Annotated in this window: 27 protein-coding genes; 11 read left to right on the top strand and 16 right to left on the bottom strand. The window is 55.2% G+C overall.

Annotation, left to right across the window (positions count from 1 at the left end):
* Positions 1-60 precede the first annotated feature (60 nt).
* Positions 61-852, top strand: a complete 792-nt coding sequence (locus tag AC0XWG_RS21105; RefSeq protein WP_475681126.1) for an AraC family transcriptional regulator — start codon at positions 61-63, stop codon at positions 850-852.
* Here the strand turns inward: AC0XWG_RS21105 and AC0XWG_RS21100 are convergent.
* Positions 836-1282 carry a DUF441 domain-containing protein gene (locus tag AC0XWG_RS21100; protein WP_008500737.1) on the bottom strand — a complete coding sequence of 149 codons (447 nt, stop codon included), beginning with the start codon at positions 1280-1282 and terminating at the stop codon, positions 836-838. The genes AC0XWG_RS21105 and AC0XWG_RS21100 overlap by 17 nt on opposite strands.
* Positions 1283-1427: 145 nt before the next feature.
* Here AC0XWG_RS21100 and yoaI point away from each other — a divergent pair, with 145 nt between their 5' ends.
* On the top strand, positions 1428-1532 hold the full coding sequence (yoaI, locus tag AC0XWG_RS21095; protein WP_010430055.1) for a small membrane protein YoaI: 105 nt from the start codon (positions 1428-1430) through the stop codon (positions 1530-1532).
* Between the two features lie 21 nt (positions 1533-1553).
* Here the strand turns inward: yoaI and AC0XWG_RS21090 are convergent, their stop codons facing one another.
* The 3 genes from AC0XWG_RS21090 to yeaG all read right to left on the bottom strand — a co-directional run bounded on the left by AC0XWG_RS21090 (position 1554) and on the right by yeaG (position 5446).
* The gene (locus AC0XWG_RS21090; protein WP_028018995.1) at positions 1554-2054 is read right to left on the bottom strand and encodes a YbaK/prolyl-tRNA synthetase associated domain-containing protein; all 501 of its coding nucleotides are present in this window, start codon (positions 2052-2054) and stop codon (positions 1554-1556) included.
* 99 nt (positions 2055-2153) lie between these two features.
* A complete protein-coding gene (locus AC0XWG_RS21085) occupies positions 2154-3437 on the bottom strand; it encodes a YeaH/YhbH family protein (protein WP_028018994.1) in 1284 nt (427 codons plus the stop codon).
* 74 nt (positions 3438-3511) lie between these two features.
* Positions 3512-5446: a protein kinase YeaG gene (gene yeaG / locus AC0XWG_RS21080; protein WP_028018993.1), complete on the bottom strand. Its 1935-nt coding sequence runs from the start codon at positions 5444-5446 to the stop codon at positions 3512-3514.
* Between the two features lie 431 nt (positions 5447-5877).
* Between yeaG and AC0XWG_RS21075 the strand changes: the two genes are divergently transcribed.
* On the top strand, positions 5878-6624 hold the full coding sequence (locus AC0XWG_RS21075) for a MipA/OmpV family protein (protein WP_475681019.1): 747 nt from the start codon (positions 5878-5880) through the stop codon (positions 6622-6624).
* Positions 6625-6702: 78 nt separating this feature from the next.
* On the opposite strand, the gene AC0XWG_RS21070 is transcribed toward AC0XWG_RS21075, so the two are convergent.
* Together AC0XWG_RS21070 and gapA are read right to left on the bottom strand one after the other, a co-directional pair.
* A complete protein-coding gene (locus AC0XWG_RS21070; protein ID WP_475681018.1) occupies positions 6703-7587 on the bottom strand; it encodes a D-hexose-6-phosphate mutarotase in 885 nt (294 codons plus the stop codon).
* 75 nt (positions 7588-7662) lie between these two features.
* Complete coding sequence (gene gapA, locus AC0XWG_RS21065) at positions 7663-8658, bottom strand: glyceraldehyde-3-phosphate dehydrogenase (protein WP_014831506.1); 996 nt, start codon at positions 8656-8658, stop codon at positions 7663-7665.
* Between the two features lie 341 nt (positions 8659-8999).
* Here gapA and msrB point away from each other — a divergent pair, with 341 nt between their 5' ends.
* Both msrB and AC0XWG_RS21055 read left to right on the top strand, forming a co-directional pair.
* Positions 9000-9413: a peptide-methionine (R)-S-oxide reductase MsrB gene (msrB, locus tag AC0XWG_RS21060; RefSeq protein ID WP_028017182.1), complete on the top strand. Its 414-nt coding sequence runs from the start codon at positions 9000-9002 to the stop codon at positions 9411-9413.
* A 41-nt stretch (positions 9414-9454) separates the two neighbouring features.
* On the top strand, positions 9455-9733 hold the full coding sequence (locus AC0XWG_RS21055; protein ID WP_475681017.1) for a YeaC family protein: 279 nt from the start codon (positions 9455-9457) through the stop codon (positions 9731-9733).
* 51 nt (positions 9734-9784) lie between these two features.
* Here the strand turns inward: AC0XWG_RS21055 and chiD are convergent, their stop codons facing one another.
* From chiD to sppA, 4 genes are all read right to left on the bottom strand, one after another.
* Positions 9785-11041, bottom strand: coding sequence for a chitinase ChiD (gene chiD / locus AC0XWG_RS21050; RefSeq protein WP_475681016.1), 1257 nt, complete (start codon positions 11039-11041; stop codon positions 9785-9787).
* 169 nt (positions 11042-11210) lie between these two features.
* Positions 11211-11852, bottom strand: coding sequence for a bifunctional nicotinamidase/pyrazinamidase (pncA, locus tag AC0XWG_RS21045; protein WP_108090176.1), 642 nt, complete (start codon positions 11850-11852; stop codon positions 11211-11213).
* A 9-nt stretch (positions 11853-11861) separates the two neighbouring features.
* Positions 11862-12878: an asparaginase gene (gene ansA / locus AC0XWG_RS21040; protein WP_008500705.1), complete on the bottom strand. Its 1017-nt coding sequence runs from the start codon at positions 12876-12878 to the stop codon at positions 11862-11864.
* Between the two features lie 63 nt (positions 12879-12941).
* A complete protein-coding gene (sppA, locus tag AC0XWG_RS21035) occupies positions 12942-14798 on the bottom strand; it encodes a signal peptide peptidase SppA (RefSeq protein WP_475681015.1) in 1857 nt (618 codons plus the stop codon).
* 167 nt (positions 14799-14965) lie between these two features.
* Between sppA and AC0XWG_RS21030 the strand changes: the two genes are divergently transcribed.
* From AC0XWG_RS21030 to AC0XWG_RS21020, 3 genes are all read left to right on the top strand, one after another.
* Positions 14966-15517, top strand: coding sequence for an NAD(P)H nitroreductase (locus tag AC0XWG_RS21030; RefSeq protein ID WP_475681014.1), 552 nt, complete (start codon positions 14966-14968; stop codon positions 15515-15517).
* 116 nt (positions 15518-15633) lie between these two features.
* On the top strand, positions 15634-16677 hold the full coding sequence (gene selD / locus AC0XWG_RS21025) for a selenide, water dikinase SelD (protein ID WP_028017188.1): 1044 nt from the start codon (positions 15634-15636) through the stop codon (positions 16675-16677).
* Between the two features lie 4 nt (positions 16678-16681).
* Positions 16682-18589, top strand: coding sequence for a DNA topoisomerase III (locus AC0XWG_RS21020; RefSeq protein ID WP_028017189.1), 1908 nt, complete (start codon positions 16682-16684; stop codon positions 18587-18589).
* A 43-nt stretch (positions 18590-18632) separates the two neighbouring features.
* Here AC0XWG_RS21020 and gdhA read toward each other — a convergent pair whose 3' ends face one another.
* Positions 18633-19976: an NADP-specific glutamate dehydrogenase gene (gdhA, locus tag AC0XWG_RS21015; protein WP_475681013.1), complete on the bottom strand. Its 1344-nt coding sequence runs from the start codon at positions 19974-19976 to the stop codon at positions 18633-18635.
* Between the two features lie 228 nt (positions 19977-20204).
* Between gdhA and AC0XWG_RS21010 the strand changes: the two genes are divergently transcribed.
* Positions 20205-20477 (top strand): YnjH family protein, encoded by a 273-nt coding sequence (locus AC0XWG_RS21010; RefSeq protein ID WP_028017191.1) that lies wholly within the window; start codon positions 20205-20207, stop codon positions 20475-20477.
* On the opposite strand, the gene AC0XWG_RS21005 is transcribed toward AC0XWG_RS21010, so the two are convergent.
* Positions 20437-20853, bottom strand: a complete 417-nt coding sequence (locus tag AC0XWG_RS21005) for a pyrimidine (deoxy)nucleoside triphosphate diphosphatase (protein WP_108090172.1) — start codon at positions 20851-20853, stop codon at positions 20437-20439. The two genes, AC0XWG_RS21010 and AC0XWG_RS21005, sit on opposite strands and share 41 nt — an antisense overlap.
* A 75-nt stretch (positions 20854-20928) precedes the next feature.
* On the opposite strand from AC0XWG_RS21005, the gene AC0XWG_RS21000 reads away from it, so the two are divergent.
* Both AC0XWG_RS21000 and AC0XWG_RS20995 read left to right on the top strand, forming a co-directional pair.
* Positions 20929-21498, top strand: coding sequence for a carboxymuconolactone decarboxylase family protein (locus AC0XWG_RS21000; RefSeq protein ID WP_108090171.1), 570 nt, complete (start codon positions 20929-20931; stop codon positions 21496-21498).
* The gene (locus tag AC0XWG_RS20995; protein WP_028017194.1) at positions 21491-22108 is read left to right on the top strand and encodes a CDP-alcohol phosphatidyltransferase family protein; all 618 of its coding nucleotides are present in this window, start codon (positions 21491-21493) and stop codon (positions 22106-22108) included. Before AC0XWG_RS21000 ends, AC0XWG_RS20995 begins: the two co-directional genes overlap by 8 nt.
* Here AC0XWG_RS20995 and AC0XWG_RS20990 read toward each other — a convergent pair.
* The 4 genes from AC0XWG_RS20990 to AC0XWG_RS20975 form a co-directional block, all read right to left on the bottom strand.
* The gene (locus AC0XWG_RS20990; RefSeq protein ID WP_475681012.1) at positions 22105-23412 is read right to left on the bottom strand and encodes a sulfurtransferase; all 1308 of its coding nucleotides are present in this window, start codon (positions 23410-23412) and stop codon (positions 22105-22107) included. The genes AC0XWG_RS20995 and AC0XWG_RS20990 overlap by 4 nt on opposite strands.
* Before the next feature lie 73 nt (positions 23413-23485).
* On the bottom strand, positions 23486-24106 hold the full coding sequence (locus tag AC0XWG_RS20985; protein ID WP_475681011.1) for an ATP-binding cassette domain-containing protein: 621 nt from the start codon (positions 24104-24106) through the stop codon (positions 23486-23488).
* On the bottom strand, positions 24106-25635 hold the full coding sequence (locus tag AC0XWG_RS20980; RefSeq protein ID WP_475681010.1) for an ABC transporter permease family protein: 1530 nt from the start codon (positions 25633-25635) through the stop codon (positions 24106-24108). The genes AC0XWG_RS20985 and AC0XWG_RS20980 overlap by 1 nt, the downstream gene beginning before the upstream one ends.
* Positions 25608-26777, bottom strand: coding sequence for an ABC transporter substrate-binding protein (locus AC0XWG_RS20975; protein WP_475681009.1), 1170 nt, complete (start codon positions 26775-26777; stop codon positions 25608-25610). The genes AC0XWG_RS20980 and AC0XWG_RS20975 overlap by 28 nt, the downstream gene beginning before the upstream one ends.
* Position 26778 lies beyond the last annotated feature (1 nt).

The raw sequence follows: 26778 nt of genomic DNA, 5'->3' as shown, positions 1-26778 counted from the left end.
TTTTCTCAGTGGTTGAAATCAGGCTAAAATGACAGTTTATCGCTAATATCGGACAACATGATGATCGGTCTGGGACTGGATGGCTACGATCCTGATAGCCAGCACGATGCGGCCGTCGCGTTCCGCATTCGCGTGGTGGCGGAGGAACAATATATTCCATTGCATCATCACCGTAAGGGGCAGCTGATTCTGGCCCTTGGTGGTGCTATCACCTGCGAAGTAGAAAATGCCATGCTGATGGTACCGCCTCAGTATGCTGTCTGGATCCCCGGCCAGATGCCGCACAGTAACAGGGCTACGCCGGGAGCACAGCTCTGTTTTTTATTCATTGAACCTGGTGCTGCCAGTTTGCCCGATCGCTGCTGCACCCTGAAAATCTCTCCCCTGGTACGGGAACTGATTTTATCTCTGGCAGAAAAATCGCGTGAGCAGCTTCATCTTGCGGCTACGTCACGCCTGGTGGATGTCTTATTTGATGAACTGCCGCTGCAGCGTCAGGAGCATTTGCAGTTACCCGTTTCACCTCATCCCAAAATCCGGCTGATGAGTGAGAAGATGGCGGAAGAACCTGCCGCCTGGCAGACGCTGGCACAGTGGGCGAGCCACTTTGCCATGAGCGAACGCAATCTGGCGCGGCTGGTGGTGAAAGAAACCGGTTTAAGCTTTCGCCGCTGGCGTCATCAGCTGCAGCTAATTGTGGCGCTACAGCATTTGATTAGCGGGAAGTCGGTACAGCAGGTGGCACAGACACTGGGCTATGACTCTACCACCGCATTTATCACCATGTTCAGGAAGGGGCTTGGCCAGACACCGGCACGTTATATGGCTAACCTGACTACGACTTCCCAATAAACAGTGAGACCAGCCCCGCTGCAATCAGCGGGCCCACTGGCACGCCGCGAAAAAGCGCTACACCCAGCACGGTTCCCACCAGCAGACCCGCCACCAGCGAGGGCTGACTGCTCATCAGCGTGACGCCACGCCCCCCCAACCACGAGACAAAAATACCGACCGCAATCGCCACCAGCGATTTCCAGTTTACAAACGAGTGCAGCAGCGTTGAGGCAGGCAGCGTACCGCTGGCAATGGGAGCCATCACACCAATGGTAAGTATGATTATCCCGATAGTGAGGCCTTGTTTTTCTATCCACGGGAAAAAGGTGTTTAAGGGCGTCACGCGCACGATGATAAGCACCAGAATCGAGATGGCGACGGTGGTGTTATGGCTGATAAAGCCGAGCGCGGCGAGCGCCAGAAGAATGAGCAGAGTAGGGTCAAACATAGGGAATCCTTGCCAAAAAAATCATCCTGCTTACTTTACGCGGAAAAACGGCGGAGGACAGTTTTTAAAAGATCTCATCACTGTCATAACCTTGTCATTTCCGCGGATTAAAACGAAGACAGAAATCGCAAAAGGGGTCGCTATCATGAACGATCACATGTTTGTTGAGACGTTAATTATCTCCTCGTCGTTTTTCGCAATTGCCGTTATTCTCGTTGCCTCTGTTCTGTTTCTGGAAAGAAAAGGCTGACAGAAATGCCAGCCTGTGTGATTAGGCCTTATGGAACGTCACAAGCTCAGGACGGGCGATACGCAGATAATCCTGGGTATCCATAATCACAGATTTATCCAGCAGACCGGCGTTGAACGCGATCTCGTCAAAACGCTCGAACAGCAGCGGGTCGGCAACCAGCGTCAGATCGGGATGGAAGCTGAAAGGCGGGATAGCGCCGAAAACGCAGGCGGTCAGAGTATCAACTTCGGCCGGGCTGGCGAGAGACGCTTTTAATCCGCCAAAATGGCTGGCAAGCTGGCTCAGGTCGGCCTGCAGATCGGCGGCCAGGATCGCCAGAACGTGTTTTTTTACACCGTTTCCCTTTACTTTGCAGACCAGAGCTTTAGCGCCTTGCCTGAGATCGGTCCCGCGAATTTCACTCACCGCCTCACATTTCCCGACCGCCTCGTGCTCCATGACGCGAAACCGCGCGCCCTGTTCGGTGAGTAAAGCGATCAGCTGCTGGTGAGTCCCTGTCCCAATAACGTCATCAGACATAACGATTTTCCCGGTGATAATTCAGTATGCAGTTTTCTACATTAGCACGGGATGAACAGGGTCGAAAGAAAACAGCCAGCGAATTCGCTGGCTGTAGGGTCAGGCATTGCTGGTTGCAGATTGCTTGTGGAACAGCTCCCTGAACACCGGATAGATGTCATCCTGGTCACGGATATGCTGCATGGCAAAGTTATCGAACATAGATTGCAGATGTTCATATTCCCGCCACAGGGTCTGGTGCGCACGACGGGTAATCTCGATATAGCTGTAGTAACGCACGACGGGCAGAATTTTCTTCGCCAGAATTTCATGACACAGCGGCGAGTCATCTGCCCAGTTATCGCCATCCGAGGCCTGCGCGGCATAAATGTTCCACTGCGCCGGGTCGTAACGCTCTTTTACCACTTCATCCATTAGCTTCAGTGCGCTTGATACAATGGTTCCCCCGGTCTCCTGGGAGTAGAAGAACTCATGCTCATCCACCTCTTTGGCCTGCGTGTGGTGGCGAATATAGACCACCTCCACGTTCTTATAGGTTCTGCTCAGGAACAGGTAGAGCAGAATATAAAAACGCTTCGCCATATCTTTGGTGGCCTGGTCCATTGAACCGGAGACGTCCATCAGACAGAACATCACGGCCTGGCTGGACGGCTCCGGACGTTTTTCGTAGTTCTTGTAGCGCAGGTCGAAGGTGTCGATAAACGGCACCCGATCGATCTTCGCCCTCAACTCAGCAATCTCTTTACGCAGGCGCTCCTCTTCCAGCAGTTGTGCCGGTTCCGTGTTTTCCACGACTTTCAGGTTGCTTTCGAGTTCGCGCAGTTCGCGACGTTTACCTGCCGTCATGGCCGTGCGTCGCGCCAGTGAATTCTGCAATGAACGCACGACGCTGATATTGGCGGGTACGCCATTGGCGGTATAGCCCGCGCGATGGGTTTTGTACTCGTTAAGCTGACGATGCTGATTCTTTCTCAGATTCGGCAGCGCCAGATCCTCAAACAGCAGGTCGAGATATTCATCTTTCGAAATCTGGAAGACAAACTCGTCCTGACCTTCACCATCCTGGCTGGCCTGTCCCTGACCGCTTCCTGAACCACCGCCGCCGCCCTGAGGACGCTCAATTCTGTCGTTCTGAACGAAGTGGTCATTACCTGGGTGTACGCGATGGCGCAGTCCGCCACGCCCCTGATGAAACATCGGTTCGCTGATGTCATCGGTAGGGATGGAGACAGATTCGCCGCTGTCGACGTCAGTCACCGAGCGTTTGTTGATGGCCTCGGAGATAGACTGTTTAATTTGCGCTTTATAACGGCGCAAGAAGCGCTGGCGGTTCACCGTGCTCTTGTTTTTGCCGTTAAGACGCCGGTCAATAAACCAGGTCATATACCCCCCGTACTGCATTTGCCAACTTGCATTTTGTAGGCCCGGTAAGCGCGAGTGCCTACCGGGCACTTGTTTTAAGACGATTTACGCACACGCAGATACCATTCGCAGAGCAGGCGAACCTGCTTGCGGGTGTAGCCTTTTTCCATCATACGGTCGACAAAGTCGTCGTGCTTTTTCTGCTCATCGGTTGAGGTTTTGGCGTTAAACGAAATAACCGGCAACAGCTCTTCGGTATTGGAGAACATTTTCTTCTCAATAACCGTGCGCAGTTTTTCGTAGCTGGTCCAGTTCGGGTTACGTCCGCTGTTATGCGCTCTGGCGCGCAGCACGAAGTTCACAATCTCGTTGCGGAAGTCTTTCGGGTTGCTGATCCCGGCAGGCTTCTCGATTTTTTCCAGCTCTGCGTTCAGGGATTCACGGTCAAACAACTGGCCGGTATCCGGGTCGCGGTACTCCTGATCCTGGATCCAGAAGTCAGCATAGGTGACATAACGGTCGAAAATGTTCTGCCCGTATTCTGAATAGGATTCCAGGTAGGCCGTCTGGATCTCTTTGCCAATGAACTCGGCGTATTTCGGGATCAGGTAGCCTTTCAGGAACTCAAGGTAGCGTTCAGCCTGTTCCTGCGGGAACTGCTCACGTTCGATTTGCTGTTCCAGTACATAGAACAGATGAACCGGGTTAGCGGCCACTTCCGCATGGTCGAAGTTAAAGACGCGGGAGAGGATCTTAAACGCGAAACGCGTAGACAGACCGTTCATCCCTTCGTCGACCCCGGCGTAATCACGGTATTCCTGATACGACTTCGCTTTCGGGTCGGTGTCTTTCAGGCTTTCACCATCGTAAACGCGCATTTTCGAGTAGATGCTGGAGTTTTCCGGCTCTTTCAGGCGCGACAGGATGGAGAAGCGTGAGAGGGTCTCCAGAGTACCGGGCGCGCAAGGGGCATGTACCAGCTCACTGTGGTTAAGCAGTTTCTCGTAAATTTTGATCTCTTCAGAGATCCGCAGGCAATAAGGCACTTTGACGATATAAACACGGTCAAGGAACGCCTCATTATTTTTGTTGTTACGGAAGGTCACCCATTCTGATTCGTTTGAGTGTGCCAGAATGATGCCGTTAAACGGCAGGGCGGAGATACCTTCCGTCCCGTTGTAGTTACCTTCCTGGGTGGCTGTCAGCAGAGGATGCAGCACTTTAATCGGTGCTTTAAACATCTCTACGAATTCCATGATCCCCTGGTTTGACCGGCACAGCGCGCCAGAATAGCCATAGGCATCCGGGTCGTTTTGCGCAAAGTTTTCCAGCTTACGAATATCGACTTTCCCCACCAGGGCTGAGATGTCCTGGTTGTTCTCATCGCCGGGTTCCGTTTTGGCGATGGCAATCTGTTCCAGAATGGATGGCCACACTTTCACTACGCGGAATTTGGTAATGTCGCCACCAAACTCATGCAGACGTTTTGCCGCCCACGGCGACATAATAGTGCCAAGATAACGACGCGGGATGCCAAATTCTTTATCCAGAATTTGCGCATCTTCCTGCGGGTTAAACAGACACAGCGGATGGTCGTTTACCGGGCTGCGTTCTCCGTTCGCACTCAGCACATAAATAGGGACGCGCTGCATCAGTGATTTCAGGCGTTCAGCCAGAGATGATTTACCACCCCCCACTGGACCCAGTAAATAGAGGATCTGTTTCTTCTCTTCCAGACCCTGGGCGGCATGCTTCAGATACGAGACAATCTGTTCGATGGCATCTTCCATACCATAGAACTCTTCAAACGCCGGATATCGGGCGACCACCCGATTCGAAAAGAGACGGGAAAGCCGGGGTTCCAGGGCAGTATCAACCATGTTTGGCTCACCAATAGCCATTAATAGCCGTTCTGCCGCATTGGCATAGGCACTGCGATCTTGCCGACAGATGGTAAGAAACTCCTGCAGTGTGAACTCTTCGTCCTTGGCAGCTTCATAGCGCTGGCGATAGTGATCGAATATATTCATGGCATGCCGTCCTTTCGTTTTTTAGCACAGGATAAGAGCCGTTCGTATGAGTAGTGGAGGCTCCCGGAAGAGAATCTCTCGCACCTCACTGCCAGAGCAGCAACCTGTGTGCCAGGTCAGACGCTAAGAACCGCAGGGTGTTCAGGAAAACTCTTCTTAAATTAAAGCGTAGATGGCATTTGCAAAACTTGCATGCCGATAAAATCTAATTTCAATGACATATCAATAACTCATCCAAAAATTTCCATTGCCGATATAAGTCATAAGGGCATTCTTCACCTGGTGGTCATATAAATGAAAACGGCCTGTCATCTGAAAAATGAAAAATAACGGGTTAATCAAAGTGATTAGCAGGCAAAAAATTTGGGGAAGTACGGGTCTGGCGGTTACACTTCACCCGCTGATTATTTGACTACAGGAAAGAATGGATTGTGACCAAACTCAAACTTCTGGCATTAGGCGTACTCGCCGTAACCGCAGTTAGCACCGCACAGGCGGAAAGTCAGTGGACGGTTGGGGCGGGCGTTGGCGTCATTAACAGCCCATACAAACAGTATGACCGTGATCTTTACCCCGTTCCGGTTGTCACCTATGAAGGCGATAATTTCTGGTTCCGCGGTCTGGGCGGCGGCTATTATCTGTGGAACGATACGGCCGATAAGCTCTCGATCATGGCCTACTACGATCCGACGCACTTCAAACCAGGTGACAGTGACAGTCACGCCTTGCGTCAGCTCGACAAGCGTAAGAGCACCATGATGGCCGGTATCTCTTATGTGCATAACACCCAGTATGGCTTCCTGCGTACCGCGCTGGCGGGAGATACACTGGATAACAGCAACGGCTTTATCTGGGATCTGGCGTGGCTTTATCGCTACACCAACGGTGCGCTGACCCTGACGCCAGGTATTGGTGTGCAGTACAACAGTGAGAACTACAACGACTACTACTATGGCGTTTCTAAAAACGAGTCCCGTCGTAGCGGTCTGAAAAGCTACAGCGCAGATGATGGTTGGGATCCGTACCTGGAGCTGACCGCGAGCTACAACTTCCTCGGTGACTGGAACGTATACGGTACTGGTCGTTACGAGCGTCTGAGCGACGAAGTGAAAGATAGCCCAATGGTCGACAAGTCCTGGGCGGGCATTTTCTCTGTTGGTGTGACCTACAAGTTCTGATTGTGCATTAATACGGTGCAGTCAGTGCATCAAAACGGGGCGCAAGCGCCCCGTTTGCTTTATCTTGGTGCAACCAGATTAACGCTTAACAATGCGAATGGTTTGCCCTAAACGAGACGGTTTTTCTTCGCTGGCTTTCTGCGGCGTCGTCACGCAAGCCGTTTCTACGCAGACGAAGGTTTTGTAACCATCGTCTGGAACGTCAGCCATGCTAACAGAAAGTGCTGGACCTGGGTTCCAGCCCACTACGTCGCTGTGATGGTGGTGAACCACTTCAATTCCGCGGTTCAGGGCTCCGTCGTGGATCACGCTGCACGCTTCCGGATGCTGATATACGCGGTCGGTACGATCAGGGAACGTTTGTACCCCGTCGCTGAGCTTGCCTTCGTTGGCGTTGTCCACTTTGTCGATAAAGGTATCGCCAAGACCGCTCACCTTCACTGCGTTGATATCACCCACGTTGAAATAGGTGTGCAGGGCAGAGGTGGTTTCGAACTCGCCATGGGCTTCCAGTTCAATTTCACAGGTTTTAGCCAGCTTAAAGCGGGCGTAAAGGGTGAAATCGTGCGGCCAGAGGGCGCGGGTTTCATCATTAGCCTGCAGCTCAAAGGTCAGCACTGCGCCGTTGTCATCTTCATTATGCGCTTTCAGCGTCCACTGCTGGTTACGGGCAAAACCGTGAGAAGGCAAACCCGGTTGCGCGGACGGGCCGAACCACGGCCAGCAGATCGGCACGCCACCGCGGATCGCGGCCCCTTTTTTGAAAGAGGTTGCATCACTCAGCCACAAACCTTCAACTTCTCCTTCAGGTTTCCAGGAGAGGAGGTGGGCGCCGTTCAGCGCTACGGAGGCTTTTACGCGCGGATGGTCAACGACGATAATATCGGCACCGTCGATCTGACGGCGGGAGAGCACAGGGGTAAGTTGTTCGACTACCGGAAGTGCAAAAATTTTATTAATCATTACGCAATCCTCTGTCTTTAAAGCAATAAAAAAGGCGACCGTAGTCGCCTTTTTGGATCAAGCACTCATCCCAACTTATTTGGAGATGTGAGCGATCAGGTCCAGTACTTTGTTAGAGTAGCCGGTTTCGTTGTCGTACCAGGATACCAGTTTAACGAAGTTGTCGTTCAGTGCGATACCAGCTTTAGCATCGAACACAGAAGTGCACACTTCGCCGTTGAAATCGGTAGATACAACGTCGTCTTCGGTGTAGCCCAGAACGCCTTTCATTGCGCCTTCGGAAGCAGCTTTGATTGCTTTCTTAATTTCTTCATAAGAAGCAGCTTTTTCCAGACGAACGGTCAGGTCAACAACGGATACGTTAGGAGTTGGAACGCGGAACGCCATACCAGTCAGTTTGCCATTCAGTTCTGGCAGTACTTTACCTACAGCTTTAGCAGCACCGGTAGAGGATGGGATGATGTTCTGAGCCGCGCCACGGCCGCCACGCCAGTCTTTGTGAGACGGGCCATCAACGGTTTTCTGAGTAGCGGTGGTCGCGTGAACAGTAGTCATCAGACCTTCGATGATGCCGAAGTTGTCGTTGATAACTTTAGCCAGCGGTGCCAGGCAGTTGGTGGTGCAGGATGCGTTAGACACGATATCCTGGCCAGCGTAAGTTTCGAAGTTTGCACCACGAACGAACATTGGGGTGTTGTCTTTGGAAGGACCAGTCAGAACAACTTTCTTCGCACCCGCGGTAATGTGTTTACGCGCAGTTTCGTCGGTCAGGAAGATACCGGTTGCTTCAGCAACAACGTCAACACCGATTTCGTTCCATTTCAGGTTAGCTGGGTCTTTCTCAGCAGTAACGCGGATGGTTTTGCCGTTAACAACCAGGTGGCCGTCTTTCACTTCAACGGTGCCGTCGAAACGACCGTGAGTTGAGTCGTACTTCAGCATGTACGCCATGTATTCAGCGTCCAGGAGATCGTTGATACCAACGATTTCGATGTCAGAACGTTTCTGAGCAGCACGGAAAACAATACGGCCGATACGGCCAAAACCGTTGATACCTACTTTGATAGTCATATATTCCACCAGCTATTTGTTAGTGAATAAAAGGTTGCCTGTAAAATTACAAAAACCTTACGCAGCGTCAAGCGGAATCGTGTCAATCATTGCGACAAATCAATCCTGTGACTAACGTTTGTGCGACTGACTCGCCTCACTTTCCCTTTGAGCTTGCAACCAAATGGGGGCTGCGCCCGGGATTTTAAAGTCCTCACAGGATAAAAATGTGAACAAGATCACAATTGCCTGACCGCTTTTTCGCGACACATAAGTTTAGAACAAAAGTGCACGCAAGGGTGTTAATGTTTTGTTAGAATCCGGGTTAAAAGATGTCTGTTTCTACAGCGAGATGTAAGCATATGTCGAACCAACGTAACCCTGACGATTTGAAAAAAAACCTCACAGAAATGCAGTTTTACGTGACCCAGAATCACGGAACAGAACCGCCATTCACCGGGCGTTTACTGCACAACAAACGAGACGGCGTCTACCACTGTCTGGTCTGCGATGCCCCACTGTTCAATTCCCAAACGAAATTTGATTCCGGCTGCGGCTGGCCGAGCTTTTATGAGCCGGTAAGCGATGACGCAATCCGCTATCTGACAGATTCCTCACACGGCATGGTGCGCACCGAAATTCGTTGTGGAAACTGCGACGCGCACCTTGGTCATGTCTTCCCGGATGGCCCTCAGCCAACGGGTGAACGTTTCTGTGTGAACTCAGCCTCTATGAGCTTTACCGATGACGAAAACGGCGACCAGATCAAAGGTTGAAAAAACGATTCAGCAAATTATTCCTTTGAAAAGGAGAGATCGTGAATATTGATGACATGATTAACGGTATGACGCCGGAAATTTATCAGCGTCTGGTTACCGCCGTAGAACTGGGAAAATGGCCTGATGGCGTTGCGCTTACCCCGGATCAAAAAGAGAACAGTTTGCAACTGGTGATGTTGTGGCAGGCGCGCAATAACACGGATGCGCAGCACATGACTATCGACACCCAGGGTCAGATGGTGATGAAGAGTAAGCGCGAATTGAAAGAAGACTTTGGTATCACGCAGAAGCCGATTGCGACAATGAAAATGCAATAACGGTGCGCCTCACGCAACCCTCTCCCACCGGGAGAGGGCTTGATTGACTCACTACTTGTGTGGGATCCCGAGCGACTCCGCCAGCTGTTTCGCTAGCAGGTTTTCGTCGTCAGCCCCATACTCCCAGAACATCGCCCCGGCGAGACCTTTCTCTTTGATGTAGTCCGCTTTGATCGCAACGGAACGCGGGTTCTCATACGAAATCGCAAACAGCGCGTTGCCATCGGTGCCCTTCACCGAGAGCCACGGCACTTTCGCCTGATCGTCCCAGTGCTCGGTAAAACGCTTCTGCGGATCGTTCAACAGCTTCTTCACGATATCGTTGTACTTCACGTAAGTATCTTTGGTCAGGTCGTAGCCGAGTGACTTAAATAACCCGATCTCCTGAGCCCCAAAGTACGGCTGGGTCACTGGATTTTTTTGTGCATCCGGTTTGCTCCAGTCGATACCTGGTTCAACAGAGCGTTTCGGCACGCGGCCATAGAAACCGATCCCAAGGTTCATTTGCTGTGGCTTTAACCCGGCGGCAAGATAGTTATTAACCACAAAATCGACGCTGTACTTGTCTGCGGCAGCCACCGTCGGCCAGGCGCTGGAATCGTACAGATTGGCGTTGAAGTACTGTGTACCGTACGCCATGTCATAGGTCATCAGGTTGATGTAGTCGAGCAGGGGCGCAATGGCTTTCACATCCACCCAGCTTTTCGGACTTTCCGCATTGGCGCCTACCGCGATGGTAACCAGCTTTTTGTGCCCGAAGGCATACCGCATCTCTTTCAGCAGGGCGGTGAAATTATCCCTGTCGGCAGGCGTACTGGCAACCAGCCCCCAGGCGCCGTTGACCGGATACTCCCAGTCGAGATCGATCCCGTCCAGACCGTATTTGTCGACAATCTCCTGTGCGGAGCGGATAAATACCGCGCGCGTTTCTTTGGTTGCCGCGGCGCCGGAGAAGCCACGCGCCCCCCAGCCGCCAACGGAGAGTAGCACTTTAAGGTTTGGATTTTGTTTTCGCAGGGCAGGGATCAGGGCCAGATCGGAAGCAACTTTTGGCGATAGCCAGATCTGATGCAATTTCGCCGGATCTTTCAGCGCGGCGTTGGTTTCGTCTTTTTCGTCGTTATAGACCAGACCGAACGAGTAGTTGAGGTGGGTGATCTGGCGAACGTCCAGTTTATTGATATCACCACCCGGTCCGGCGGTGACATCGCCACCCCCGTTAAAGTAGCCCACGGACATCAGGGGTGCGGCGGAAGCAAGTGACGCGCAAAGCAAGGGTAATGCTGCCAGCAAGGGCAAACGTTTCATACAAGTTCCTCTTTGACTTAATAAAATTAACCACGCCACGGAAAAGGCGTGGCGAAAAAACAACCTGAGGAGAATAGCATTGCCGCTTCGCTGAGGATGCGAGGGAGTTCACTTTATGGGGATTGGGGAAGAAATGCCGGGTAAGCGCAGCGCCACCCGGCTTAAAAGACTACGCCTGCGTCTCGAGCCAGTCTTCGAGCGTATACAGCGTCGCGCCTTCAGCGGCCATATCCATAAACGCCTGGGCGCTGTCCTGTGGTTGAATGTTCACCCCTCGGCAGCCGTCGGTGATGACGCTGACGGTATAACCTAACTGGAGCGCATCCAGCACGGTGAACTTCACGCAGTAATCCGTTGCCAGACCCAGTACAACCAGCTCCGTGATTTCGTGGTGACGTAACCACGCGTCCAGCGCTGTTTTCTGGCGATGCCCGTTATCGAAAAACGCGCTATAGCTGTCGATAGTCGGGTTCTCGCCTTTATGGAACACCGCATCGACGGCTTTTTGATTCAGGAGCGGATGCAGCTCTGCGCCTTCCGTCTGCTGCACGCAGTGATCCGGCCAGAAGGTTTGCGGCAATCCGTCGAGTTCACCCAGAGTGAAAGGCTCAACGCTGTGCTGGCTGGCAAAGCTGCCGTGGTTAGCCGGGTGCCAGTCCTGGCTTGCGACAACCGCTTCACCGCGAGCTTTGCACCAGTCAATCAGCGTGTTTGCCACGTCAACGGTGCTGTCACCTTCGGCGACGGCCAGCGCACCGCCCGCGCAGAAATCATTTTGCAAATCGACCAGTAGCAGGGCGCGTTGCTTCATGAGCACTCCTTATTCGTCCGGGGTCAGTTCGCCGCGCAGGTTTTGCATCATCGCGCTGCGAATGGACTGAATGTCCAGATCCTGACTCAGTAAATAGTGAAGTTTAGTCAGCGTTGCCTCAACGGTCATATCGAAGCCGCTGATCACCCCAGCATGCGCCAGCGCGTTACCGGTGGCATAGCCGCCCATGTTGACCTTTCCGGACATACACTGGGTCAGGTTCACGACCACAATTCCGCGTTCGCTCGCTTCCTGCAACTCTTTCAGGAACTCGCCGTTCTGCGGCGCATTGCCCACGCCATAGGAGCGTAAAATTAGCGCTTTTACTGGCTGACGCAGGAAGTTGCGCACCACGTCGGCGGAGATTCCCGGGTAAATGGTGACCACGCCAATCGGTTGCGGAGTAATCGGATGCACAATCAGCTCGCCGGCGGTGTTCGGTGCCGGAGGCGTTCCCAGACGACGGATATGAATACCGGCTTCCAGCAGCGGCTGCAGGTTAGGGGAGGCGAAGGCGTCAAAACCGTCGGCATGGGCTTTAGTGGTGCGGTTGCCGCGATACAGACGGTTATTAAAGAACAGCGACACTTCGTTAATCGGGTAATTCGCCGCCACGTACAGGGAGTTAAGCAGGTTGATCTGCCCGTCGGAGCGCAGCTCCGCCAGCGGGATTTGCGACCCGGTAACGATAACCGGCTTGCTCAGGTTCTCCAGCATGAAGGAGAGCGCCGAGGCGGTAAAGGCCATGGTGTCTGTACCATGCAGGATCACGAAACCGTCGTACTGGTCGTAATGGGCTTTAATGTCATCCGCGATGTGCTGCCAGTCTTCCGGCGTCATGTCGGAGGAGTCCATCAGCGGCTCGTATTCGTGGATAGTAAAGTCAGGCATTTCCGGACGGTGGAATTCTGGCATCAACGCAAGCTGACGCTGAAGGTGGCCGGAGACAGGGATATAGCCGTTTTCAGAGCGCTGCATACCGATGGTACCGCCAGTGTAGGCTACATAAATCGATTTCTTCTGCATGGTAGTGAGTTCTTGTTCTTCAAAAGAAAAAAATCCCCTCTTCGCAGGAAGAGGGGACGGTTTTTAACGGACGTTCGCGCAGGTCAGGCAAAACGCGTAACGACTCTGTGGATCGTTAAAGGCCGCGAGCTTATCGCTCTCTGCTTTCATCGCTTTGGCGGCAGTCACCACTGGCGCAGGCAGGTACGCCTGCAATACCTCAGGCAACATGGCGCGAACCGAGCCGGACATACTGTTCATCACCAGATCAAAGAACGACGGTTCATCCTGGTAATACTCAACATGCCACTGCTTGAGCTTCGCCAGCTCAGCGGCTTTCTTCACCGCGTCATCGAAGTCGCCCAGGCTGTCGACCAGGCCGTTGCTCTTCGCATCCTGACCGGTCCAGACGTGACCCTGTGCAATCTGGTCTATCTGGTCCGGCGTCTTTTTACGGGAATCTGCCACCAGAGTGATAAAGCGTTTGTAGCCATTCTCAATACTGAGCTGCATCATCTCAGAAACTTCCGGCGGCAGGGATTTGGTCACCGACACATCCGCCAGCGGAGAGGTGGCAACGCCATCGGTGTGCACACCCAGCGAATCAAGGCTGTTTTCCACGGTGTTGATCACCCCGAAGATGCCAATCGAGCCGGTCAGCGTGCTTGGGTTGGCCACGATGTAGTTGGCTGGCGTTGAGATCCAGTAACCACCAGAGGCGGCCATTCCACCCATTGATACGACGACCGGCTTGCCTGCGGCACGCGCTGCTGCCAGTTCAGCGCGGATCACCTCTGAAGCACTGACGCTGCCCCCAGGGCTGTTCACCCGCAGGACGATCGCTTTCACTTTCGGATCCAGGCGAGCATCGCGGATTTGTGACGCGGTAGTATCACCGCCCACGTTACCCGGGGTCTCCTGACCGTCCATGATGGCGCCGTTGGCAAACACCACGGCGACGCTGTCACCGCTGTCATCCGGCTTTTTCGTTGAGTAATCATACATGCTGATGGCGCTGTAATTTTTATCCTCTTTGCTCCAGCCAAACTGCTTGCTCAGGGATTTTTCAATCTCGGCACTCGTGCCCAGAGCATCAACCAGTTTGTTATCAAGCGCATATTTCGCGGTATCACCGTCAACCTTACGCAGGCCATCCAGCACGCCCTGCGCGCCAGGGAACACCTGCTCAGGCGTAATCTGGCGGTTAGCGGCAACGGTGCCCAGATAGTTCTGCCACAGCTCGCCAATCCAGCGGCTGTCGGCTTCACGGGCGGCAGGGGACATATCATCGCGAATAAATGGCTCAACGGCAGATTTATAGGTACCGACGCGGAAGACGTGGGTGGTGACTTTCAGCTTGTCGAGAAGGGATTTGTAGTACAGACCATTGGTGGCAAAGCCGTGCAGATCCACCGTGCCCTGCGGGGAGAGCCAGATTTTATTAGCAAAGCTCGCCAGGTAATACTGCCCCTGGCTGTAGCTGTCCCCTACGGCAATCACCGGCTTGCCGCTGTCGCGGAATTCGCGCAGGGCTTTACCGATGTACTGCATGGATGGCTGATCGCCTCCGGCAAAATCTTTCAGATCCAGCACGATCCCCGTGATGTTACGGTCGTCTTTCGCCTGACGAATGGTATCGACAATATCAAACAGGGAGTTTTCCTGCAGGCGGTCTGAGGTTGCGCCAAACAGCTGGCGACCAATCACGCTCAGGCGACTGCTTGTGGACGGCTTATCAACAATCACGCCGGTGATATCGAGTAATAGCGCGCCGCGCGTTGAATGCTGAGCCTGATTTGCACTGCTGATGTGCATCCAGATGCCCGCGCAAACCAGAACCAGGAAGATGAAGAAGATATTCATCACCAGGTTGCGGACGAAGTTGAGCAGTCTCCACGTCCATTTAAAGAAACCGGCAAAGATTCGCCAAAGGGTTCGCATGTATTCTCCCTAACCAGAAAATGACTGTTTCCGTCGCCACTGGACGGTAATGTTGGGTTATCGTAATGACCCAACCGCCACTTGTCAGCAGGAATCGCCTGCCAGGCTGTAACAAAATCTGCCGTCGTGTTAATTTTGTGAGTAAATTTCAAGAAAGGAGTTAACCAATGGACGCACTCGAACTGCTTGTTAACCGCCGTAGCGCTTCCCGTCTGGCCGAACCTGCCCCGGCAGGCGAGCAGCTGGAGAACATTCTGCGTGCCGGCATGCGTGCCCCGGATCATGGCACGCTGCAGCCGTGGCACTTCTTTGTGATTGAAGGCGAAGGCCACGATCGTTTCAGCCAGCTGCTGGAGCAGGGCGCGATTGCCGCCGGACAGGATGAGAAAGGTATCGACAAGGCGCGCAGTGCCCCGTTCCGCGCACCGATGATCATCGCCGTCGTGGCAAAATGCCAGCCAGACCATAAAGTGCCGGTCTGGGAACAGGAAATGTCCGCAGGCTGTGCGGTGATGGCGATGCAAATGGCTGCCGTCGCGCAAGGGTTTAACGGTATCTGGCGCACCGGTGCATTAACCGAAAGCCCGGTGGTTCGTGACGGTTTTGATTGCGGTGAGCATGACAAAATTGTCGGTTTCCTCTACCTCGGCACTCCACAGCTTAAAGCCTCCAGCACCATCAGCGTGCCGGACACCACGCCTTTCGTCAGCCGTTTCTGATAACGCACGCTAAACTGTCTGGATTCTGAGCATCTGCCGCAGAATTCAGACAGTCATACTTACCTCTTTATGGAATGAGCGCTACCATAGCGCGATTGAGATGACAGGAGACGTCCATGAGCGAGCAAACCATTCGTTTAACGCAGTACAGCCACGGAGCCGGTTGCGGTTGTAAAATTTCCCCGAAAGTGCTGGAGACCATCCTGCACAGTGAACAGGCGAAGTTTGTCGACCCGAACCTGCTTGTCGGCAATGAAACGCGCGACGATGCTGCAGTTTATGACTTAGGTAACGGCACCAGCATTATCAGTACCACCGACTTCTTTATGCCGATTGTCGACAATCCGTTCGATTTTGGGCGCATTGCGGCCACCAACGCCATCAGCGATATTTTCGCCATGGGCGGTAAGCCGATTATGGCGATTGCTATTCTGGGCTGGCCGATCAACACCATCCCGCCGGAAGTTGCCCGCGAGGTGATCGAGGGTGGGCGTTTTGCCTGCCAGCAGGCGGGGATTGCGCTGGCCGGCGGTCACTCGATTGATGCGCCTGAGCCTATTTTTGGCCTCGCCGTCACTGGCGTGGTTCCTACTGAACGCGTGAAGCGCAACAGCACTGCGCAGGCCGGCTGCAAACTGTTCCTTACCAAGCCGCTGGGCATTGGCGTACTCACTACCGCTGAGAAAAAATCCCTGCTCAAACCGGAGCACAAAGGGCTGGCAACGGAAGTCATGTGCCAGATGAACCTCGCCGGTGCGGCTTTCGCCAACATTGACGGCGTGAAGGCGATGACCGACGTGACCGGCTTTGGTTTGTTGGGGCATCTTTCCGAGGTCTGTCAGGGGGCGGGCGTGCAGGCGCAGGTCTGGTATCAGGATGTGCCGAAGCTGCCTGGCGTGGAAGAGTATATTGCTCAGGGCGCGGTCCCGGGCGGTACTCAGCGCAACTTCGCCAGCTATGGTCATTTGATGGGCGAGATGCCTGAAGAATGGCGTAACCTGCTGTGCGATCCGCAAACCTCTGGCGGCCTGCTGCTGGCGGTCACACCGGAATCCGAAGCAGAGGTACAGGCGACTGCCGCCGAATTTGGTATTACCCTGACGGCGATCGGTGAGCTGGTGACCGCGCGCGGTGGCCGACCGATGATTGAGATCCGTTAATTCGATGCGGTTGTTTATTGCCGAAAAGCCGAGTCTGGCGCGAGCCATCGCCGATGTGCTGCCTAAACCGCATCGCAAAGGCGATGGCTTTATCGAATGTGGCAACGGGCAGGTGGTCACCTGGTGTATTGGTCACCTGCTTGAGCAGGCGCAGCCGGATGTCTACGACAGCCGCTATGCCCGCTGGAATCTGAACGATCTGCCCATTGTGCCAGAGAAATGGCGCCTGCAACCCCGGCCTTCGGTCACCAAACAGCTCAACGTGATCAAGCGCTTCCTGCATGAGGCCACTGAAATCGTCCACGCGGGTGACCCGGACAGAGAAGGGCAACTGTTGGTCGATGAAGTGCTGGACTATCTGGAACTGGCACCGGAAAAGCGTCAGCAGGTGCAGCGCTGCCTGATTAACGATCTCAACCCGCAGGCCGTTGAACGAGCGATCTCCCGTCTGCGCGCCAACAGCGAGTTTATCCCACTGTGCGTCTCCGCGCTGGCCCGCGCCCGTGCGGACTGGCTGTACGGGATTAACATGACCCGTGCGTATACCATTCTTGGGCGTAACGCGGGTTATCAGGGCGTGCTCTCTGTGGGCCGTGTGCAAACGCCGGTGCTGGGGCTTGTTGTGCGTCGCGACGAGGAGATTGAGAACTTTGTCGCCAAAGATTTCTTTGAAGTGAAAGCGCATATCGTCACGCCTAAAGACGAACGCTTTACCGCTGTCTGGCAGCCGAGCGATGCCTGTGAATCGTATCAGGACGAAGAGGGGCGACTGCTGCACCGTCCGCTCGCGGATCATGTGGTTAACCGGATCACCGGTCAACCTGCAATTGTCACCAGCTATAACGATAAACGGGAATCAGAACCTGCGCCGTTGCCATTCTCGCTATCAGCCCTGCAGATCGAGGCCGCGAAGCGCTTTGGTCTCAGCGCGCAGAACGTATTGGACATCTGCCAGAAGCTCTACGAAACCCACAAGCTGATCACTTATCCGCGTTCAGATAGCCGTTATCTGCCGGAAGAGCACTTTGCCGGACGTCATGCGGTGATGAACGCGATTAGCGTCCACGCGCCGGATCTGCTGCCGCAACCGGCGGTGAACCCGGATACCCATAACCGCTGCTGGGACGATAAAAAGGTGGATGCTCACCATGCGATTATCCCGACGGCGCGCGCCAGCAACGTCAATCTGACCGATAACGAAGCGAAGGTTTATAACCTGATTGCCCGTCAGTACCTGATGCAGTTCTGCCCGGACGCGGTGTTCCGCAAGTGCGTTATTGAGCTGGAGATTGCCAAAGGCAAGTTTGTCGCCAAAGCGCGTTTCCTTGCAGAAGCAGGCTGGCGTACGCTGCTGGGGAACAAAGAGCGTGATGAAGAGAACGACGGCACGCCGCTGCCTGTCGTCGCCAAAGATGACGAACTGCTGTGTGAGAAGGGCGAAGTGGTTGAACGTCAAACCCAGCCGCCACGCCATTTCACGGATGCGACGCTGCTTTCAGCCATGACGGGAATAGCCCGTTTTGTGCAGGATAAAGATCTGAAGAAGATCCTGCGAGCAACCGACGGATTGGGTACCGAAGCAACGCGTGCAGGTATTATAGAACTGCTGTTTAAGCGCGGTTTTCTGGAGAAAAAAGGGCGTTACATCCATTCAACGGAGCCTGGACGCGCACTGATTCATTCGCTGCCTGAGCTGGCGGCAAGGCCAGACATGACGGCGCACTGGGAGTCCGTGCTGACGCAAATCAGCGAAAAGCAGTGCCGCTATCAGGACTTTATGCAGCCGCTGGTGGGGACGCTTTATCAGCTGATCGATCAGGCGCGCAGCACGCCGGTGAAGCGGTTCCGAGGGATGGTTGCGCCAGGTGCTGGCGCGAAGAAACCCTTTAAAAAGAAGAAGAGCGCGGCATGAGTTTATAGGCCGGGTAAGGCGTAGCCGCCACCCGGCGAAAAACTTAAATCACACCCTGCCCAATCATTGCATCCGCCACCTTAACGAATCCGGCAATATTCGCGCCGCGCACGTAGTTGGTTTGTGATGCCTCACCGCCGTACTCCACACACGCATGGTGAATATCCAGCATGATATGGTGCAGACGCGCATCCACTTTCTCTGCTTTCCAGCCGAGACGTGCGGCGTTTTGCGCCATCTCAAGGCCTGATGTCGCCACGCCGCCCGCGTTCGCCGCTTTACCCGGTGCAAACAGCACGCCTGCTTCCAGGAACAGATCGGTCGCTTCGATGGTGGTCGGCATATTCGCGCCTTCAGCCACCGCCTTCACGCCGTTGCTAATCAGCGTGCGTGCGGCGTCGACGTCCAGTTCGTTTTGCGTGGCACACGGCAGGGCGATATCCACCGGCACGCCCCACGGCTGCTTGCCTTCCAGCCAGGTCAGGCCAAATTCCCGGGCATAGTCCGCCACGCGCCCGTCGCGGCTGGCTTTGATCTCACACAGGCGCGCCAGCTTCTCAGCCGTAAAGCCCGCGTCATCCACCACCGTACCGCCGGAGTCAGAGGCGGTCACCACGCGAGCGCCAAACTGCATTGCTTTCTCAATTGCGTACTGCGCCACGTTGCCGGAGCCCGATACCGCGACGCGCATGCCTTCGAAGCCTAAGCCGTGACGCTTGAGCATGGCTTCAGTGAAGTAAACCAGGCCGTACCCGGTCGCTTCCGGGCGGATCAGACTTCCGCCAAACGACAGACCTTTGCCGGTAAAGACGCAGGCGCTGTTGTTGGAGAGTTTTTTCATCATTCCGGCCATAAAGCCCACTTCTCGGCCACCCACGCCGATATCTCCCGCCGGGACGTCGGTGTCCGGACCAAGATGGCGATAGAGTTCGGTCATCAGCGCCTGACAGAAGCGCATCACTTCGCCTTCGCTTTTGCCTTTCGGGTCGAAATCACTTCCGCCTTTACCTCCGCCCATTGGCAAGGTGGTTAGGGCATTTTTAAACGTCTGCTCAAAGCCAAGGAATTTCAGGATCGACAGGTTCACCGAAGGATGGAAGCGCATCCCACCTTTGAACGGGCCGATGGCGGAGTTGAACTGCACGCGCCACGCGCGGTTGACCTGGACCTGATTGCGGTCATCCACCCAGGTCACGCGGAACTGGATCACGCGCTCTGGCTCTACGAGGCGCTCAAGCAGAGACATCTGACGATAACGCGGGTTTTCTTCAAGGAAGGGCCACAGAGTGGTCATCACTTCACGTACGGCCTGCGCAAACTCACTCTGATGCGGGTCGCGCTGTTGAACATGGGCAAGGAAACTTTCCAGAGAACGTGTCTGATCCATAGATATAAGAACCCCTTATGGTGTTTTATGATTATTGCTTATGCGATTTGTGTTGTTTTTTTGACTATACCACCCGCACCGCTTTGTCAGGCAAGCAGAAATTCATGCGGAAAGGGAAATTAATCATACGCAGCGCGTCATAACAAAAAGCGATGACGAGATAAATTAAAGGTTCTGCTTCGGTTAACCGTTATAGTTGTTAACAGAACACAACAGGAAGGCAAGTCTATGAACCGTTACGTGATGACCGCGTTATGTTTGATGTTTACCGCAGGTGCCCAGGCTGACCGTATTCGCCCGGATGTTCAGGTGAATGTGCCGCCGGAGGTCTTTAGCTCCAGCGGGCAAAGTGCCCAGCCCTGTAATCAGTGCTGCATCTATCAGGATCAGAACTATTCGGAAGGGGCTGTAGTGAAGGCGGATGGCGTCCTGTTGCAGTGCCAGCGCGATGAGCGCACGATCAGCACGAACCCGCTGGTCTGGCGTCGCGTAAAACAATAAAGGCTTCCAGCAGGGGAATATCCGCGGGGGCCAGGGCGTAGTCGAACGCCTCTTCAGGCGTACACCACACCAGCGCACTGTGGTAGTGCGCCGTCAGATCACCGCTAAACGCGGGAACGTGCCAGGCATGAAGGTTGATTAACCGCTGCGAAACTTCCCGCTGATGGCTTGCCACATACTGCCCCGGCTGGGCCTGAATACCGAGCTCCTCCCACAACTCACGGACAAGCGCCTCGGGTTGTGTCTCTCCGGCTTCAACTTTTCCACCAGCGAATTCCCACATACCGGGTTGGTCAGCATGGGCCGGGCGCTGCGCGAGTAAAATTTTATGGTCTTTTTCGATGATTGCCGCAACGACATCGACTGTTTTAAGCATGGTCGTCAATACTTGAAAGCGAAAACCACCATATTATCTTGCCCTTTGTCAGAGTCCAGTCATCAGGAGAATCAGGTGAAAGAAACCTCCACCTGGGTAGTGCCCATCTCAACCCTTCCGGCGAGTTTAAAACCGATTGCCGCCATGCAGAAAAAACACTTCGGTGTGGTGCTTAACCCCACGCGATGGTGGGGGCGTATGCCGCGTCTTTTCTGGCTGGTGGCGCTGTTTGTCGGTTTCCTCGAACGGCGTCATGCACGCCTGACGCCCGTGCTGCGCTCGCTGCTGATGACGCGGGTGTCGCAGATATGCCACTGTGCTTTTTGTATTGATGCCAACAGTCTGCGCCTTGCCGAACGCGTGGGCGCGCTGGATAAAGTCCAGGCCGTCAGCCACTGGCGTGACTCCGCGCTTTTCAATGAGCAGGAGCGCGCGGCGCTGGCCTACGCTGAGGCCGTTACCGCCACGCCGCCGCAGGTGGATGAGGCGCTCAAACGCGACCTCAAACGTCTTTTCACCGATGAGACGATTACCGAAATGACGGCACTGGTTGCGTTTCAAAATCTCTCCGCCCGCTTCAACGCCGCTCTCGATATCCCGGCGCAGGGACTGTGCGACACGTTAAAAGGAAAGCCGCATGCTTGATCGACATATCCATCCTCGGGTAAAGCCTGCCCTTAACCGGCTGGCGGCCTGGTTGGATAAACCCGGTATTACGCCCGACGGATTAACCGTGGCCGGGTTTACCGTGGGCGTGCTGGCGCTACCGTTTCTGGCCCTCGGTTGGTATCTTGCCGCGCTTGTCGCCATCGTATTTAACCGCCTGCTGGATGGTCTGGACGGCGCGCTGGCACGGAGGAGAGGGCTGACGGATTCTGGAGGCTTTCTCGATATCGCTCTCGATTTTCTGTTCTATGCCCTGGTGCCGTTTGGCTTTGCACTGGCAGCTCCCGAAGAGAATGCGCTGGCCGCCGCCTGGCTGCTGTTCGCCTTTATCGGCACCGGCAGCAGCTTTCTGGCCTTCGCCGCGCTGGCGGCGAAACACGATATCGACAACCCGGGCTACGCGCACAAATCGTTTTATTACATCGGTGGTTTAACAGAAGGGACAGAGACCATTGCGCTGTTTGTACTGTGCTGCCTGTTTCCGGCGCACTTTACGCTTTTCGCGTGGGTATTCGGCGCGTTGTGCTGGCTGACCACCACAACGCGCATCTGGAGCGGTTATGTGACGTTGAAGTCACTCAATTCTTAGAGGGAACTCTCGGGCCCGCGCTCGCCGGTTGAGACCGGGTTTTGCGGGTGGCTGCTCCATTCGTACCAGCCGCCGTCATAGACGGCGACGTTCTTCCAGCCCATCGCCCGGGCGTACATAAAGGTCTCAGAGGCTCGCCAGCCGGTACCGCAGTAAAATGCGACATGCTGTTCCGGCAGGATATTCCAGCTTTTCCACATGCTGGCGATGTCGTCGGCGCTACGCATGGTGCCATCCGGGTTATGGAAATCCTCCATGTGAGTGGCGTCGCTTCCGCCATGACCCCAGCGGGCACCGGCAATTTCACCTTTCGGTTTGATGTAGCTATAGCCGCTGGTTTCGCCAATAAACTCCGGCCACGAGCGAATGCTGACCAGCGAGGCATCCTTGCGATGTAACATCCCGCGCGCCTGCTCCATATCCACCATCAGCTGCGGCTGACCGGGGATCGGCGCACCAAAATCAGCGGCAGGTTTCACCTCTGCAGGCATACCGCGTTCGACGGGCAGACCCGCATCTGACCACGCTTTCCAGCCGCCATCGAGAATACGGACATCCTTCACGCCTGCATACAGCATAATATGCGCCACGCGCGCGGCAGCATACACATCACGGCCATACAAAATGACCGTGGTGTCATGACGGATACCGTGCTTTGCCAGCATCGCTTTCAGCTTGTCGTCAGAGACTTTATTCCACAGCGGCTCGCTTTCCACTTCGTTGGTGTCGATGTAGCCCGCACCGGGAATGTGATTCAGCAGATAAAATTTCGGCGCACCCCAGGCAGCTTCGATCACTTTCCAGTCTCCCGCCGGAACGGCAGTGACGGGTTTACCCTGCTGGAGCTGGTGGATCCACTGTGGGTAGACGAGTTGCTCGAAGTGAGGCAGGCGCTGTAGACGAGCAGGCGTTTGCAGGGCATCGCTGAGAAGCGAAACATGAGTGTATCCGGATTTCTCCAGATGGGCTTTCACGGCCTGGTTTGTGTTATCGCCGCCGTAGAGTGCGAGGGAGGTTGCGGGCGTAAGGTGATGCTGTTTTGCCCAGATAGCAATCTGCTCGTCGCTCATTGCGTCAAGCCAGGAGGCTGAAAGATTGAGCGCGGCAGGTTCATGGCCGGAGGTGCCGCTTAGCGACTGTGGCCAGCCGTTATAAAAGGCGCTGGCACGGGTGTCGATCACCGCACCGTGCTGTTCCTGAAGCTGAGACAGCGTCATTGTGTCAGGCATTTCAGCCGCCAGAGAGGAAAGGGAAGCGAGGCTGCAAAACAGAGCCAGCGCGGTCAGTTGAGAAACACGTTTCATCGTATAACCTGACGTCAGTAAAAGAGGGGGGCATTGTCGTCTCTCCCGAAATGTAAAACATTGCGTTAGCACATTATTGCCAGCGAGAAATCGCAATCACTTCACCGCTGGGTGGAATGTCTTCCTCATCATGCGTGACCAGAATAACCGGTATGCCGCGTGCCCGGACAACGTCAAACACCCATGTCCGAAACGTCGCGCGTAGCGTTTTGTCGAGGCGCCCGAACGGTTCATCGAGCAGTAACGCCTGCGGCTCAGCGAGCAGTGCCCGCAGCAGACTGACCCTGGCACGCTCCCCGCCGGAGAGAGTCGCCGGATCGCTGGCGTAGTGGTTTTTAAGCCCGGCGGAACTCAGGGCCTGCTCGACCGCATCCCGCCGTGCGCGTCCGACAATCCGCTCGGGTAATGCCAGCATCAAATTTTGACCAACAGTGAAGTGGTCAAACAGCAGGGCATCCTGAAAGAGAATACCCAGCCCGCGGGATTCTACAGGAAGCCTGTCGCAGCGGCGCTCGTCTAACCATAACTCGCCCTGGGCCTGGAAATCGTCGGACAGCGCGCCCACCATCCAGGCAAAAAGGGTCGATTTCCCACTACCAGATGGTCCCATCAGGGTGACAATCTCTCCGCGAGGCACACAGAAATTGACCTCGCGGAAAAGCGGTTCGATGGTGAGATCGTTTACCTTCAGCATTAACGTAATCCCTGACGATAGCGGCCCGCGAGCCGTGATAGCAGTGCGGCAAGGCCGAACACCATGCCCGTGACCAGCAATAACCCCAGCGCCCGGTTAGCCAGAACCGGGATACTGCCCCCGCTGCTGAGTGCGACGGTCTCCGTGGTGAGCGTGGTGAAACGGCCCGCGCCCAGCCAGAGCGTTGGCATATATTGCGCCATACTGACGGAAAAACCGGTGGCAAAAGCCAGCAGAGCCGGGCGCACCAGCAGGGGACATTTCAGCAGGCAGAAGATTTTTACCCGTCGCCAGCCGAGCGTTCTGGCGGTAAGGATAAGCCGGGGATCGATCCTGTGCCAGGCGGGTTGCAGCACCAGCAGCATCCACGGTAACACCCACAGCAGATGGCTCCAGAGCACGGCGACATACTGCCCGTCGATACCCAGTCGCAACGCAATAAAATATTGCCCGGTGACGAGCGGTAGCGCCGGAAGGGCGAGGGGTAACCACACCCACAACGTACCTCGCTGCGGCCCCCATTCAAGCCAGAGAAAAATGAGGACCAGGGCAATCAGGCTGGAAAGCAGGCCGAAGGAAAGGCTGGTACCCAGGGAGCCCATCTCGTCCCGCTGTACCAGCATCAGCAGTACTGCTACGCAAAGTACGCCGCACGCGGGTAACAGCCTGCTTATCGACCGCTCGGGCAGTGGGACAGGAGACGTGCGACGCGTCCCCGGCAGATCCGAAAGCGTGCGACGCCATGCCTTCCAGGCACCGTAACCCAGCGCGGCAAGTGCAGCCAACAGCAGGAGGATGAGCAGGCATAGCAGCATCCCTTTTGTTTGTTGTTGTGCGTCGCCCTGGCTGAGCCACTGCCAGGCCAGCACGGCCAGCGTGGGAGGGTTGCCTGGCCCAAGAACGATTGCCACATCCACGACCGAAATTGACCATGCAAGAACGGCCAGCATCACCGCCCCGAGGACTGGGGCGATAGCCGGAAGGAGCAGCCAGTTGAGTATCTGAAAACGTCCATAACCGAAGGTTTGCAGCACAACTTTTTGCTGTGCAAGACGTTTTTCCGGCAGTACGGCGTAAATAGCCCACAGCACAAACGCACTCTCTTTGACGGCGAGCGTCAGGCCCAGCCCTGCACCGTATCGGTCCAGCACAGGTGTACAGACGGTACAGACCTGGTAAAAAAGACCACCTTCCGCGAATAGCAGTAGAGCGCTAGTGGCGAACGCCACGTGGGGAATGGCTAACAGCCACGGCAGGCGCGTGTTGAGACGCCGCCAGCGTTTGCCGGGCCAGAGAAGCGCCAGCAGGGAAAGGGCGATTAGCAAGGAACCCAGCGTCGCAATGAGCGTTGAGACCAGCGTGGCGACGGTCGCCTGAGGCAGTTGCGGGTCGTTAAGCAGCGACTGCCAGTGAGTCACCGAAAATGCCGGGGCGAGCAGCATCGCACCAGCGGGCAGGATCGGCAGATAGATGGCCGCCATTGCCAGCCAGACAAGCCAACTCAACGGGTGCCGTAACGACGCAGCCATTCCTGCTCCAGCGCGTTAACCCAGGCCGATTGCGGCTCAGCCAGTATCTTCGGTAGCCCTTCAGGCGTGTGGGCTTGCAACTGTTTCGCTTCACCTTCGGGGAGTAATTTTACATCCAGTACGCTCGGGTCTCCCCAGATAGCCGGGTCAGCCTTGCGAATTTGCGCCTGCGGTGAAAGCAGGAAATTGGCGACCACTTTCGCACCTGCGCTCGCGCTGGCATTAGCCGGAATGGCGACAAAATGGACGTTACCGATCATCCCGGTGTGAAAACCAAAGCTGTAGCTGTCGGCTGGCAGTTCACCACTGGCGACTTTTTGTTGCGCATGTGCCGGGTTAAAGGTCAGCGACAGGTTCAGACTGCCGCTGGCAAGCAGGGCATCCATACGTGCTGGCGAAGGGGGAAAGTCTTTGCCTTCGCGCCACAGGAGTGGGTGGAGTTTGTCGAGGTAATCCCAAAGCGGGGCTGTTACCTGGGCAAAGGTGTTATCGGGTGCCTTTTGCAGCGCATCCGGCTGTGTGGTAAGTGTCAGGAGCAACTGCTCAAGAAACGCCGTCCCGGTAAAATCGGGCGGGCGAGGATAGCTGACTTTACCCGGATACTGCCGCGCGTAAGCCAGCAACGCCTGCGGATCCTCCGGCGGCGTCGGCATGCTCTTTGTGCGTGAGATAAAGGTCAGCTGCGCGCCGCCCCACGGCGATTCCGCCCCGTCAGTGGGAACAGCAAAATCTTCCGTTACGGGTTTGCGGGGATCGACATAGCGCCAGTTTGGTAGCAACTCTGCCCATCCGGTTTGCAGCAGGTTAGCCTCTTTTAATGTGCGGAAATTTTCGCCATTAACCCACAGCAGGTCGACTGATCCGTTGGTCTTACGTCCAGCGCTGGCTTCCGTCTGAATACGTTTTACCGCATCGGCGGCATCTGCCAGTGGGACAATTTTGAGGGTAATGGCGTAGTGCGTTTTCATCTCACCGCTTACCCACTCAAGGTAGCGGTTTACCGCCGGATCGCCGCCCCAGGCGTTAAACCAGACCGTCTGGCCTTTGGCTAGTTGTTGGATGGATTGCCAGCTGTCTGCGGCATACAAAGGGGTTGCCAGCAGCAGGCTGGTCAGAAACGTGCAAAAACGCACACGGCGCATA

The sequence above is a fragment of the Enterobacter sp. DVT3837 genome (assembly GCF_056238685.1).
The sequence above is the reverse complement of the archived record's forward strand: the minus strand, read 5'-3'. Positions and strand labels throughout refer to the sequence as shown.

Excerpts from the sequence above, each read along its gene's own strand:
- AC0XWG_RS21105 (WP_475681126.1), top strand. The coding sequence starts at position 61 with ATGATCGGTCTGGGACTGGATGGCTACGATCCTGATAGCCAGCACGAT.
- AC0XWG_RS21100 (WP_008500737.1), bottom strand. The coding sequence starts at position 1,282 with ATGTTTGACCCTACTCTGCTCATTCTTCTGGCGCTCGCCGCGCTCGGC.
- yoaI (WP_010430055.1), top strand. The coding sequence starts at position 1,428 with ATGAACGATCACATGTTTGTTGAGACGTTAATTATCTCCTCGTCGTTT.
- AC0XWG_RS21090 (WP_028018995.1), bottom strand. The coding sequence starts at position 2,054 with ATGTCTGATGACGTTATTGGGACAGGGACTCACCAGCAGCTGATCGCT.
- AC0XWG_RS21085 (WP_028018994.1), bottom strand. The coding sequence starts at position 3,437 with ATGACCTGGTTTATTGACCGGCGTCTTAACGGCAAAAACAAGAGCACG.
- yeaG (WP_028018993.1), bottom strand. The coding sequence starts at position 5,446 with ATGAATATATTCGATCACTATCGCCAGCGCTATGAAGCTGCCAAGGAC.
- AC0XWG_RS21070 (WP_475681018.1), bottom strand. The coding sequence starts at position 7,587 with ATGATTAATAAAATTTTTGCACTTCCGGTAGTCGAACAACTTACCCCT.
- gapA (WP_014831506.1), bottom strand. The coding sequence starts at position 8,658 with ATGACTATCAAAGTAGGTATCAACGGTTTTGGCCGTATCGGCCGTATT.
- msrB (WP_028017182.1), top strand. The coding sequence starts at position 9,000 with ATGTCGAACCAACGTAACCCTGACGATTTGAAAAAAAACCTCACAGAA.
- chiD (WP_475681016.1), bottom strand. The coding sequence starts at position 11,041 with ATGAAACGTTTGCCCTTGCTGGCAGCATTACCCTTGCTTTGCGCGTCA.
- pncA (WP_108090176.1), bottom strand. The coding sequence starts at position 11,852 with ATGAAGCAACGCGCCCTGCTACTGGTCGATTTGCAAAATGATTTCTGC.
- ansA (WP_008500705.1), bottom strand. The coding sequence starts at position 12,878 with ATGCAGAAGAAATCGATTTATGTAGCCTACACTGGCGGTACCATCGGT.
- sppA (WP_475681015.1), bottom strand. The coding sequence starts at position 14,798 with ATGCGAACCCTTTGGCGAATCTTTGCCGGTTTCTTTAAATGGACGTGG.
- AC0XWG_RS21030 (WP_475681014.1), top strand. The coding sequence starts at position 14,966 with ATGGACGCACTCGAACTGCTTGTTAACCGCCGTAGCGCTTCCCGTCTG.
- selD (WP_028017188.1), top strand. The coding sequence starts at position 15,634 with ATGAGCGAGCAAACCATTCGTTTAACGCAGTACAGCCACGGAGCCGGT.
- AC0XWG_RS21020 (WP_028017189.1), top strand. The coding sequence starts at position 16,682 with ATGCGGTTGTTTATTGCCGAAAAGCCGAGTCTGGCGCGAGCCATCGCC.
- gdhA (WP_475681013.1), bottom strand. The coding sequence starts at position 19,976 with ATGGATCAGACACGTTCTCTGGAAAGTTTCCTTGCCCATGTTCAACAG.
- AC0XWG_RS21010 (WP_028017191.1), top strand. The coding sequence starts at position 20,205 with ATGAACCGTTACGTGATGACCGCGTTATGTTTGATGTTTACCGCAGGT.
- AC0XWG_RS21005 (WP_108090172.1), bottom strand. The coding sequence starts at position 20,853 with ATGCTTAAAACAGTCGATGTCGTTGCGGCAATCATCGAAAAAGACCAT.
- AC0XWG_RS20995 (WP_028017194.1), top strand. The coding sequence starts at position 21,491 with ATGCTTGATCGACATATCCATCCTCGGGTAAAGCCTGCCCTTAACCGG.
- AC0XWG_RS20990 (WP_475681012.1), bottom strand. The coding sequence starts at position 23,412 with ATGAAACGTGTTTCTCAACTGACCGCGCTGGCTCTGTTTTGCAGCCTC.
- AC0XWG_RS20985 (WP_475681011.1), bottom strand. The coding sequence starts at position 24,106 with ATGCTGAAGGTAAACGATCTCACCATCGAACCGCTTTTCCGCGAGGTC.
- AC0XWG_RS20980 (WP_475681010.1), bottom strand. The coding sequence starts at position 25,635 with ATGGCTGCGTCGTTACGGCACCCGTTGAGTTGGCTTGTCTGGCTGGCA.
- AC0XWG_RS20975 (WP_475681009.1), bottom strand. The coding sequence starts at position 26,777 with ATGCGCCGTGTGCGTTTTTGCACGTTTCTGACCAGCCTGCTGCTGGCA.